Source organism: Bacteroides fragilis NCTC 9343, assembly GCF_000025985.1.
GTDB lineage: Bacteria > Bacteroidota > Bacteroidia > Bacteroidales > Bacteroidaceae > Bacteroides > Bacteroides fragilis.
Genome location: NC_003228.3, coordinates 100,082 through 112,548 on the forward strand (window position 1 = coordinate 100,082; position 12,467 = coordinate 112,548).

8 protein-coding genes are annotated in these 12,467 nt (G+C 43.0%); 3 read left to right on the top strand and 5 right to left on the bottom strand.

Annotation, left to right across the window (positions count from 1 at the left end; all coding sequences use genetic code 11):
* Positions 1-14 precede the first annotated feature (14 nt).
* The 3 genes from BF9343_RS00440 to BF9343_RS00450 all read right to left on the bottom strand — a co-directional run bounded on the left by BF9343_RS00440 (position 15) and on the right by BF9343_RS00450 (position 4,627).
* Positions 15-2,159 (bottom strand): S9 family peptidase, encoded by a 2,145-nt coding sequence (locus BF9343_RS00440; protein WP_041926292.1) that lies wholly within the window; start codon positions 2,157-2,159, stop codon positions 15-17.
* A gap of 150 nt (positions 2,160-2,309) precedes the next feature.
* Positions 2,310-3,650 (bottom strand): THUMP domain-containing class I SAM-dependent RNA methyltransferase, encoded by a 1,341-nt coding sequence (locus tag BF9343_RS00445; RefSeq protein WP_010991905.1) that lies wholly within the window; start codon positions 3,648-3,650, stop codon positions 2,310-2,312.
* Positions 3,651-3,727: 77 nt separating this feature from the next.
* A complete protein-coding gene (locus BF9343_RS00450) occupies positions 3,728-4,627 on the bottom strand; it encodes a serine O-acetyltransferase (protein ID WP_005783689.1) in 900 nt (299 codons plus the stop codon).
* 126 nt (positions 4,628-4,753) lie between these two features.
* Between BF9343_RS00450 and BF9343_RS00455 the strand changes: the two genes are divergently transcribed.
* Together BF9343_RS00455 and BF9343_RS00460 are read left to right on the top strand one after the other, a co-directional pair.
* Positions 4,754-6,784, top strand: a complete 2,031-nt coding sequence (locus BF9343_RS00455) for a tetratricopeptide repeat-containing sensor histidine kinase (RefSeq protein WP_010991906.1) — start codon at positions 4,754-4,756, stop codon at positions 6,782-6,784.
* A 12-nt stretch (positions 6,785-6,796) separates the two neighbouring features.
* Positions 6,797-7,552: a LytR/AlgR family response regulator transcription factor gene (locus tag BF9343_RS00460; protein WP_005796993.1), complete on the top strand. Its 756-nt coding sequence runs from the start codon at positions 6,797-6,799 to the stop codon at positions 7,550-7,552.
* A 375-nt stretch (positions 7,553-7,927) separates the two neighbouring features.
* Here BF9343_RS00460 and BF9343_RS00465 read toward each other — a convergent pair whose 3' ends face one another.
* On the bottom strand, positions 7,928-8,323 hold the full coding sequence (locus tag BF9343_RS00465) for a DUF3836 domain-containing protein (RefSeq protein WP_005783692.1): 396 nt from the start codon (positions 8,321-8,323) through the stop codon (positions 7,928-7,930).
* 269 nt (positions 8,324-8,592) lie between these two features.
* Positions 8,593-11,400, bottom strand: coding sequence for a DNA polymerase I (gene polA, locus BF9343_RS00470; protein ID WP_005796991.1), 2,808 nt, complete (start codon positions 11,398-11,400; stop codon positions 8,593-8,595).
* A gap of 85 nt (positions 11,401-11,485) precedes the next feature.
* Between polA and BF9343_RS00475 the strand changes: the two genes are divergently transcribed.
* On the top strand, positions 11,486-12,460 hold the full coding sequence (locus tag BF9343_RS00475; protein WP_005796989.1) for a polyprenyl synthetase family protein: 975 nt from the start codon (positions 11,486-11,488) through the stop codon (positions 12,458-12,460).
* Positions 12,461-12,467: the final 7 nt, after the last annotated feature.

Below are 12,467 nucleotides of genomic sequence, written 5' to 3' on the forward strand. Positions count from 1 at the left end.
GAGGATTTATATCTTTATAAATAGTCTTCGAAATAACGGGTTATCTTTTCATGCAGATGTACACGGTCGCGGCCTGACACATTGTGCTTGTGGCACGGGTAGATGAAGAGGTCCGGATACGTGCGGGCATCGATGCACGCTTTCATAAACGAGAGGGTGTGCTGCGGCACGCAGGTGTCGTCGTGGTCATCGTGGATGATCATCAGATGTCCTTTCAGGTTGCCTGCCAGGTTTTTCAGGTTACACTCTTTATATCCTTTCGGATTGCTTTGCGGGGTATCCATATAGCGTTCTCCGTACATCACTTCGTAATACCCCCAGTCAATGACGGGACCGCCGGCCACGCCCACTTTAAATATTTCGGGATAGCGAAGGAGAAGGGCAGTGGTCATGTGACCGCCAAAGCTCCAGCCGTGTACTCCGATACGGTTCCCATCGACGTAGGGGAGGCTTTTCAGGAATTCGGTTCCTTTCACCTGGTCTCTTCCTTCTTCGATTCCCAACTGGCGGAAAGTTACATTCTCAAAATCGAGTCCCCGATTGCTACTTCCACGTCCGTCTACGGTAAACATGATGTAACCTTTGTTGGCCATATAGATATCCCAGCCTCGTGCACCGTTCTGCCAGCCGTTGGTGACCAGTTGTGCGTGAGGACCGCCGTATACGTATACGATAGCCGGGTATTTCTTGTTCGGATCGAAATCGGCCGGTTTTATTAATCGGTAATATAAGTCCGTCTTGCCATCTGCTGCTTTGATGGTACCTGTCTCGATACCCGGCATCTTGTAGCCGGTGAAAGGATCGGCTGCTGTGAGCAGATTGACGCTTTTACCACTTTGCACATCGATGATATTGATACTTCTCGGGACAGTCGGTGAGTTGTATTGGTCAATCAGGTAGCGTCCCGAAGGGCTCAACTGGCCGCTGTGTACGCCTTCTGCACTGCCCAGGGGAGTACGTGTTCCGGTTTTTGTATCCAGGCGGAACAGGTTGTTCTGCAATGGCGAGAACTCTGTGCTGGCAATAATAATCTCTTTTTTCTTGGTGTCGAAGCCCAGAACCTCTTTTACCAGCCAGTCTCCCTCGGTCAACTGACGGATTTGCCGGCCGTTCGTATCGTACAGGTAAAGGTGGCTGAAGCCATCTTTTTGGCTCTGGTAGATGAACTTGCTGTTATCCCAAGGCAGGAAAATGATAGGGTCCTGCGGCTCTACATACTTGTCGCTCTTCTCTTCAAAAAGAGTGGCCGTCAATTCGCCTGTTTCAACATCATATCGGCACAATTTGGCATGATTTTGATTGCGGTTCAACTCGATCAGATAAAGGCTCTTTTCATCCGGCGCCCAACTGATGTTAGTGAAATAGCGATCGGTCGGGTCTCCGGCATTGAGATAGATACTTTTGCCGGTAGTGGGGTTGTAGATGCCTACTTTTACCTGGTGGCTGGTCATCCCTGCCATCGGGTAGCGGATGTTGTTGACTTCGGCAATGGGAGCTGTGACATCGACCAGGGGATATTGGGCTACCATACTTTGATCCATCCGATAGAATGCGAGCAGATTGCCCGAGGGACTCCAGAAAGTTCCTTTCTTAATTCCGAATTCGTTGCGATGAACAGACTGGCCGCATACGATACCTTCCGGTTCGTTGGTTACGGCCCGATCGTCCACATACAGATTGTTGCCTATGGTATAGGCTACATGTCCCGTTTCAGGGTGATAATCTCTATTGGCACCTTCCTTTGGCAATGGACGTGTGCTGATAACCTCACGGTAGTCGAAATCGTATACGATGTATTTATCCGGCAGGGCGATCAGCATAAGGCTTTTCTTCGGCCATGGGAAACTGACATTGTAGAAGTGTTGCAACTTACCGTGATTTCCGGCTTCCAACGCCTTGTTTACTATGTTGCGGGTGGTGAGCGGTGTTTCTTTTCCATTTTTAGGGTTTATCATGAACACTGCTTCTATTCCCGGTTTGATACATTGGTCACCCCACCATTGCAGGCCGGATATATTCTCGGCAGAACGGTAGGTAGCTCCACCCGGAATCAGATCCTCCAAGGTCGGCATTTTCGGTTCTTGTGCCATAATGTTTGGTATTAGTAAAGATAAGAGCATTACTAACAAAGCACTCTTTTGTTTACTGTTGGTTTTCATGATTTGCTTTATCATTATTTAAATCCTTTGATTTATACTCTGTCTGATTTCGTCGTTTCCGGGCGGATGACAGCGTCATACTTTGGTACCGTATCGTTTATCTTCTATGACTGCCTGTTCATCCGTCTGCATATTTGTGTTCGGAACGGTTTAGTCCTCCTGGGGCTTTTTGATTTTGGGCTCACGGTTGCCTTTGAATTCTCTCGGTCTTCTGTCTCCGTATTCCGAATTACGTTCTTCGCGTGGTCTTCTTTCTCCTCTGAAACCGCCTTCCTCCCGGCGCGGCTTGAACTCTCTTCTTTCCTTCGGAGCACGTTCACCGTTTTCATCACCGCCTTCCTGGCTTTTGAATTCCTTATATTTACCGTCGAAAATCTGATATTTACGGAATTCACATTCCAAAGGACCGTTGAATAAAGGAGTTTTTACGCTCGGTTTCAGGCCAATCTGATCGAAACACTCTTCACGATAAGAAAGTATCCATGCATCGTTACCCACAAAAGCGTGTTTCAGGCGTTCGCCGATCATATTGTACAGTCCCAGCAAGTCGTTGGTCGAAATACGTTCTCCGTAAGGGGGATTGGTTATAATGATCGATTTTTCAGCCGGCTGTTCGAATTGCTGGAACGGTTGCAATTTCAGGATAATGTCTTTTGATACCCCTGCTGCCTTCACGTTGTGCGTTGCGATTTCGTTGGCTTTGGGATTGTTGTCATAACCGTATATCTTGTGGGTAAATTCACGTTCCTGACTGTCGTCGTTGTAGATCCGGTCGAACAGGTTTTGATCGAAATCTCCCCATTTTTCAAAAGCAAACTCTTTGCGAAACACTCCCGGCGCGATATTACGGGCAATCAGGGCTGCTTCAATGGGAATAGTACCTGAACCGCACATCGGGTCAATCAGGTCGCATTCGCCTTTCCATCCGGTCATCAAAATCATACCGGCGGCCAGAACTTCATTTAATGGAGCTTCTACGGCTTCCTGACGGTAACCTCTGCGGTGGAGTGATTCGCCCGATGAATCGAGTGAAAGCGTACAGGTAGTCTGTGCAATGTGTATATTCAGTAGTACATCCGGTCTGCTGATACGCACAGAAGGACGTTTTCCATTCAATTCGCGGAAATAATCGACAATGGCATCTTTTACTTTGTATGAGACAAACTTGGAGTGGCGGAATTCATCGCTGAATACTACTGCGTCGACAGCAAAGGTTTTGTCTACATCCAGGATTTCTTCCCAACGGATGGCTTTGATTTGTTCATATACAGCATCAGCGTCTTTTGCGGTGAAGTGCTTAATTGGTTTTAAAATACGGATTGCGGTACGCAGGCAGAAATTTGCTTTGTACATCATCTCCTTGTCACCGGTAAACGAGACCATGCGGCGGCCTATTTGTACGTCGTTTGCCCCAAGTGTTGTCAATTCCTCAGCCAGTATCTCTTCCAGTCCCTGAAAGGTTTTGGCAATCATTTCAAATTGTTCGCTCATAAAAATGGATAACATGCCAGTATGCTAATGTTCCGGTAATGAACCGGGCGACCGGCGCTTTAATGTTGTTAATTATATTATTTTTTCGCTTTTGTCTGTACGATTCTTGCCCCTGCCGGTATGTTCTCTGTCACCCAGATGTTACCGCCTACGGTCGCATCACGCCCGATGGTAATCCGGCCCAGAATGGTGGCATTGGAGTATACAATCACGTTATCTTCCAGAATCGGATGACGTGGAATGCCTTTAATAGGTTTGCCGTCAGCATCCAGGGGGAAGCTTCTGGCACCCAATGTCACTCCCTGATAGAGTTTCACATTATTACCGATGATACTTGTCGCACCAATCACTACACCGGTTCCATGGTCGATCGTGAAATGTGTGCCGATTCTTGCTCCCGGATGTATGTCGATACCGGTTTCGCTATGTGCCATTTCGGTGATGATACGGGGGATAAGCGGTACACCTAATTCCAGAAGTTCGTGGGCGATGCGATAGTTGCTGATGGCTTTGATGGCCGGATAGCAGAAGATCACTTCACCAAAACTTTGTGCAGCCGGGTCACCGTTGTAAGCAGCTTCCACATCTGTAGCCAGGACACGGCGCAAGTGCGGTAGTTTGCTGATAAACTTGGCAGCCAGGCGCGCTGCTTCTTCACGTTTGGCCTCGGTACATTCATCGCACCGGTCACCATTACCGAAACATAAACCGGCGAGAATCTGCTCTGTTAGCAGATTGAACAGCTTTTCTACATTGACACCAATGTGGTAATTGATAGTCCGGCTGTTGACTGTTGAGTTTCCGTAATATCCGGGAAAGAGAATGGAACGCGCTAATTCGATAACATCGCACAATACCCGTGGCGAGGGTAGTGGCTCACCGTCTTTATGTTGGTGAAACAGTCCTTTGTATGATTCGCTTTCCGATAGCTCATCGACTGTCTGTGTCAGGATGTGAGTGAAGTTCAGTGGACTCATTATGAGACTATTCTAATTATATTGGCTACAAAGATATGAATAATTGCGCATAAAAAGTAGTACGTTTGTTATCGAATTTAAAAAAAGGATGTATTTTTGTTGGGTATTACACGATAAATCAAAACAATGAGGCATAGAGCAAACCTGGCAATTGTATTTTTTTGTTTGTTATTACCGTTAACAGGCTGTAAGCAAAAAATAAACCGTTCTGATTCCGCTTTTGGGGGTATGAGCATAGACTCTGTGGAACGTTGTGCTCAGGATTCATTGTTTAGTAATACCCGATATTCACGTTCTTTGTTGCGACACGCCATGGCGGATGCTCCGGATAGCCTGTCTTATTATTACCTTTTGTCATTTTATTCCAAATCTTATTTTGTTACGGCAGACTTTGATTCAGTCTTGTATTACAATCGGCTTGTGAAGCGCTTTTGTAATGAAGTGGAGCTTTCCGCGGAAGTGCATGATCTGCTTTCGACTGTTTATAATATGGAAGGCAACGTCTTGATGCAGTGCACTCAGCCCGATTCGGCTATTATCTCCTATAAAAAAGCCTACGAAGAAAGGCTTCAAGGACAACAAACGGACTATCTACCGGACTTGTGCATAAATTTGGCTGATGCCAATGTGCATAAGGGAGATTATGCGTATGCCGCTTATTATTATCGTCGCGCACTGTTCATTTGTGATTCTCTCGGATTGCCCGATCGTAATAAATTTCCGGTTTACTATGGTCTCGGACAGACTTATATGGAATTACGTGATTTTGAGCTTTCCAATCATTATTATGAACTTGCAGGAAACTTTTTTCCTCAGATGAGCGTGTCTGAGAAATGGACTTACCTGAATAACCGGGGAAACCATTTTTATTATAAAAAAGACTATCCGCAGGCTGTTCATTATATTGGGCGTGCATTAGAGGTCGTGAAGTCTTATCCTCAAATGGTTTTTGAACAGAATTTGTGTAAGGCAAATCTTGGAGAACTTTATGTGATTACCAATAAACTGGATTCAGCGCAATTATATCTGGACGAGAGCTATCGCTTCTTTTCCGGAATCGGGAATCAATCGGCGCTTTATTACATAGAGACTCAAATGATCGAGCTTGCACTTAAAAAGGGAAATGTCGCTCTTGCCGGAGATATAATCAGACGATCAGCCGATTACGGGCATATAGATGCCAATATGATCAATATCCGTAATCACTATCTACAGCATTATTACGAGCAGGTGGGAAACTATAAAAAGGCTTATGAATATCAGAAACACGATCTTCAACTTAATGATTCCATCCGTAATGAACGTGTCAGGACGCGTGTAGCCGAACTGGATATGCGTTACCGGCAGGATACGATTGTGATGCGGAAAGAATTGGTGATCGAGAAACAAAAAGGAGAGATGGAGGTGCTGAAACTGACAACCTATATATGGGCTCTGATCGGTATTGTATCTGTTATTGTAGCGGGACTTGTTTATTGGTATATGAAGAAGAAACGCATGTTTCTTCAGGAACGGCATATCAACCAGATCAGCCGTTTCCGTATGGAGAATATCCGGAATCGTCTTTCACCGCATTTCACGTTTAATGTATTGAATCGTGAGATCAGTCGGTTTAGGGATGGGGAAACGTTGTGTGGTGATCTGACAGAATTGGTGAAACTACTTCGTAAGAGCTTGGAATTGACAGAGAAACTCAGTATTTCTCTTTATGATGAACTGGAATTTGTGAAGACTTACATCCATCTTGAGCAAGGACGTCTCGGAAGTGATTTTTCAATGGATGTGAAGATCGAGGAAGACTTGGATATTCAGCAGGTTGTCATTCCTTCAATGGTAGTACAGATACCGGTGGAGAATGCATTGAAACATGGATTGGCCGGAATTGACGGTTTGAAGTTACTTGGTATATCTGTTTGCCGAAAGGGAAGTGGAATCCTTATTGATATTTGCGATAATGGACGTGGATATTCTCCACAAACTTTATCATCTACACGTGGAACAGGAACAGGGTTGAAAGTGCTTTATCAGACTATTCAGCTATTGAATGATAAGAATCGCGAGAAAATACGTTTTGAAATCAAGAATCTGGTGAATAATGGACAGACCGGAACACAAGTTCTAATCTATATACCATTGGATTATTCTTACAATTTATAAAGATAGGAAATTATGTATAAGGTGATCATTATAGATGATGAGAAGGCGGCTATTGAGACCTTACGCCGGGATCTGGAGGTGCAGACTGATCTGGAAATAAAAGGGACTGCCGGCAATGGGGCAAAAGGGAAGAAACTTATTATGGATATACATCCCGATCTTTTGTTCCTGGACATAGAGTTGCCCGATATTCAGGGAATCCGTTTGCTTAGTGAGATTCGTGAACAGGTGTTGTGGGATATGAAAGTCGTTTTCTATACTGCCTATGATAAATATCTGTTGCAGGCCTTGCGCGAATCGGCTTTTGATTATTTACTGAAGCCTTATGATATAGAAGAACTGAATTTGATTATTGAACGTTACCGCAAGACGATGGCTTCTGCTCGGCCTCTGCCTTCTTTTGCTTCTGCTGTGGGTACTTTGATGCCCGGTAGAGATTTGTTTATGATTAGTACAGTAACGGGATTTAGATTTCTTCGTCTTGAAGAAATAGGTTATTTTGAATATCTGAAAGATAAGAGGCTGTGGCAAGTGGAACTTTTTAATCAAACGAAACTTTGTCTGAAAAAAAATACGACTGCCGGTGATATAATCGGCTATTCCGACGCATTTGTACAAATCAGTCAGTCGGCTATTATCAACATCAATTATCTGGCAATGATAAAGAGCAAACAGTGCTTACTCTATCCTCCTTTTAGTGATAAAGAAGACTTGATTATTTCACGCGGATTCTTGAAAGAACTACAAGAGCGCTTTTGTATAATTTGAAGTTTTTCTGTCGGATAGACTCTTATTTTACCGCTTATACTCTGACTGTAACCATATAATCGGCTTTCAGATAAAAAAGGGTTGCTATGCTTTTACTTTGATTGTATCTTTGTGAGGTACGATTACTCTTAAAAACAACTGAGATGAACAGTGTTAAACAATTAAACAACTCTCTTGATAGTTAACTGGTTGGGTAAAGCCGGAGCTTTTTGTGAAAAAACTCCGGCTATTTTATGATGTTGTTATCTCAAATAATCTTTTTTATTTCTTCTTTATGTTTCACGTGACACAAAAAAAGACCGAAGCTGTTAGCAACGGTCTTTTTTAGAGTATTTAATGTGTTAGATCTTTAAGAAAGAGTAAAGTGTTTGGAGATTATAGATTAGGGTTATCCATTGTAACGGTCATCTCCGGAGCCAGTATAAATTCACTTTTCCGGTTATTCCATTTATAATAGTTTGTGGTAATGGTTTTGCCTTCGTACGTATAGCGAACCAGCAAATCGTTCTCCCAATTATTTTTATTGCTGTTCCATTTCATAGTCTGACTTTCAATCATGCGTTTATTGTCATCGTATTTATAGTTATATTTCATATAATTGGCTAGGGAAGAGCCTTCTTTCTTATAAACGGTTTGTCCTATTAACATGCCGTTTTCTTCTTCGGAGTTATAAATAAGATTGTTATCATAGTTCCGGGCGGAAACTGCAACGCTGCTTACCAAAAGAACTGCTGACAATGCTACTGTTTTTAAAAATCCTGTTGTTTTCATGATATCTGTTTTTAAGTCTTTAAATTGTCATATTTCTACCATTTGTTGGCTTTAACGGTGGCAAAGTTACATATTAAACGGATATAAATGCATAAAATCGAAAGAATTTTATCATATTGTCAGTATTAGGACCTTTGAGTTACTTTCTTTTTGATAAGTATGCTGACAAAAAGATATCCGGCAGATTGTTTGCCGGATATTTATATAAACAGTAAGCATTTTTAGATGGATCTTTCATAGCTTTCTGTACGAATGGTTAATGATTGTTATCAATGTGCCTCCAGCCAGTTTGTACCCCATCCGCAATCTGCTTTTAAGGGAACATGCATACGATAGGCTTTCTCCATTTCCTCAATAACCACTTGCTCTACTATTTCTTTCTCTTTTGCCGGTACACTGAAATTCAGCTCATCGTGTACTTGCAAAATCATTTTTGCTTTCAGGCCTTCTGCTTTGAAACGTTCATAAATACGTGCCATAGCAACTTTGATTATGTCAGCTGCGCTTCCCTGTATCGGAGCATTGATGGCATTTCGCTCTGCGTATCCGCGTACTACGGCATTACGGGAGTTAATATCCGGTAAAAAGCGTTTGCGATGGAAAATCGTTTCCACATAACCGTGCTCGCGTGCCACCTGGATACTCTTGTCCATATAGGATTTTACTTGCGGATAGGTTTCAAAATAACCGTCTATCAGCTCTTTGGCTTCTTTGCGGTCGACATTCATGCGTTCCGCCAGGCCAAATACGGAGATACCGTAGATAATACCGAAATTGGCAGTCTTGGCCTTACGGCGCATATCGGCGGTAACCTCTTTTATATCTACCTTATAAATCTTGGCAGCTGTAGCCGCATGAATATCATAGCCACTGAGGAAAGCATCGATCATGTTTTTGTCTTCACTCAGGTGTGCCATTATGCGTAGCTCAATCTGTGAATAGTCGGCGGAGAAGAAACTGCAACCATCATCCGGAATAAAAGCTTTGCGTATCTCTTTACCGTCTTCGTCCCGGATCGGGATATTCTGCAGGTTAGGGTTACTTGAACTCAATCTTCCTGTTGCGGTAACGGTCTGGTTAAAGGAGGTGTGTATACGTCCGGTTTTGGGATTGATCAATTGCGGCAGAGCGTCGATATAAGTACTTAATAGTTTCTTAAGTCCCCGGTATTCCAAAATCTTACCGATAATATCGTGCTTATTTCGCAAGCTCTCCAATACCTCTTCTGAGGTGACGTACTGTCCGGTTTTTGTTTTTTTAGCTTTCTCTACTATTTTCAATTTATCAAAAAGTATCTCTCCTACCTGTTTGGGAGATGCAATGTTGAATTCTCCTTCGGCGAGAGTATAAATTTCTTTTTCGATACTTTGCAGTCTCGTAGTGAAGTGTTCCGACGATTGTTTCAGAGCCTCCGTATCTAAACGCACTCCGTTGCTCTCGATATTGACAAGAACAGGGACCAGAGGCATTTCGATTTCATAGAATAACTTCTCGGCATCATTTTTCTTTAATTCCTGTTCCAGTATATTTTTAAGTTTTAGTGTAACGTCTGCATCTTCGCAGGCGTACAGATAAACTTCTTGAGGGGAGAGGTCGCGCATATTTTTCTGCCCTTTGCCTTTTGGCCCTATTAACTCTTCAATATGTATGGTTTGATAATGCAGATAGATTTCGGCCAGATAATCCATGTTATGACGGAGTTCGGGTTGGAGGACATAATGTGCTACCATGGTATCGAAGAGTTTACCTCGGACTTCAATCCCATAGTTTTGCAGAACGAGCATGTCGTACTTTATATTCTGACCGACCTTGAGTGACTTCTCGTTTTTGAAGACAGGTTCGAACTCCCGAACGATTTTGATTGCCTCTTCCCGTTCGGCAGGTACCGGAACGTAAAATGCCTGATTTTCGGTAATACTAAAACTCATTCCAACCAATTCTGCATCCATTGGATCCGTTCCGGTGGTTTCCGTATCTAACGCAAGAATTTCGGATGTAAGTAGTTTTTTAATAATTTCGTTTCTTTTCTCCTCTGTATCAATTAATTGGTAGTCGTAGCTTAATGAATTTAAGCTTTCCAGATTTGATTTTTTTTCTTCATTCGTATGATCGGGCGTAAATTCTTCAAAGAGATTGCCTTGAACCGGGCCGTTTTCCTGATTAAATAATGTACCGGCGATAGGGGAGGCGGGTGATGATTCTTTTTTGAATATCCGTTCCATCAGTGTGCGGAATTCCAGCTCTTCAAATATTTTACGCAACGTGTCCTCATCTGCTTGTTCCCGGACGAGTGAGTTCATATCGAGCCGGATAGGTACATCCACTTTGATTGTTGCCAGGAATTTGGAGAAAATAATCATTTCCCGATTCGTCTCGACTTTTGTCTTCAGTGCTCCTTTCAACTGATCGGTATGTTCAAGCAGATTTTCTATACTCCCAAACTCGGCAATTAATTTTTGGGCAGTTTTTTCTCCCACACCCGGACACCCCGGAATATTATCGGAAGAGTCGCCCATCAGTCCGAGCATATCTATCACTTGTGCCGGTGATTGAATATCGAATTTAGCTTTTACTTGTTCTACCCCCATAACTTCAAATTCTTTGTCTCCATATTTGGGGCGATACATAAATACATGATCCGTTACCAACTGACCATAGTCCTTGTCAGGAGTCATCATATAAGTAGTGATACCCTGATTGCCGGCTTCTGTTGCCAGAGTTCCGATTACATCGTCCGCTTCATATCCCGCTACCTCCAGGATGGGGATTCGGTAAGCCTTGATAATATCTTTTATAATAGGTACCGAAAGACGGATTGCTTCCGGAGTTTCTTCTCGTTGAGCTTTGTACTGTTCAAAAGCTTCGTGGCGGAATGTGGGTCCCGGTGGATCGAATGCAACTCCAATGTGGGTGGGGTTCTCTTTCTTCAGCACCTCTTCCAGGGTGTTGACGAATCCCAGTATGGCTGAAGTATTAAAACCCTTGGAATTAATGCGGGGATTTTTAATGAACGCATAGTACGCCCGATAGATAAGAGCATAAGCATCCAAGAGGAATAGTTTGCTGTTTTGATTCATATTTTTCAGTTTTTTCATGGTAAAAGTACAAAAAAATACCGTATTAACCGTTTTATTATTACTTTTGTGCTCAAATAGTGTGTGCATGGATAGCTTATCTTTAATAAAGTCCCCGATTACTACGGAGCTGGAAGATTTCAAAAATCTATTTGATAGTTCTCTGTCCAGTTCAAATCTTTTGCTTAATAATGTGATTGCTCACATCCGGCAGAGGAATGGTAAGATGATGCGCCCTATCCTTGTGTTGCTTGTAGCAAAGCTTTACGGAGAAATAAAGCCTGAGACATTACATGCGGCAGTATCCCTTGAACTTCTTCATACGGCAAGTCTGGTGCACGACGATGTGGTAGACGAAAGTACAGAACGTCGCGGACAGTTATCAGTGAATGCTATTTTTAATAATAAAGTAGCAGTGCTGGTAGGCGATTTTCTTTTGGCAACAAGTCTGGTGCATGCCGAACGTACTCGTAATCATGATATAATCGGTGTGGTAGCGTGTTTGGGACAAGATTTGGCAGAAGGGGAGATACTTCAACTCTCTAATGTCAGTAACCGGGAATACTCTGAAACTATTTACTTCGATGTGATCCGTAAGAAGACGGCTGCCCTTTTTGCCGCATGTACTAAAGCTGCTGCTCTTTCAGTAGAAGTTACCGATGAAAAGGCTGAATTTGCACGTCTTTTTGGTGAGAACATCGGAATTTGCTTTCAGATTAAAGACGATATATTCGATTATTTTGAGAGTAAGGAGATTGGAAAACCGACCGGAAATGATATGCTGGAAGGTAAGCTTACTCTACCTGCTTTATATGTACTGAATACCACGACTGATGCGTGGGCTCAGGAAATGGCCCTTAGGGTAAAAGCCGGTACGGCTACAGTAGACGAAATCACCCGTTTAATTGAGTTTATCAAGCAAAACGGGGGAATAGAATATGCTGTGAAAGTGATGTATGAATACAAAGAGCGTGCTCTTGACCTATTGCGCACTTTGCCGGATTCGGCAGTAAAAACCTCCTTGATTACCTACTTGGATTATGTGGTCGATCGTGATAAATAAGTTTCTT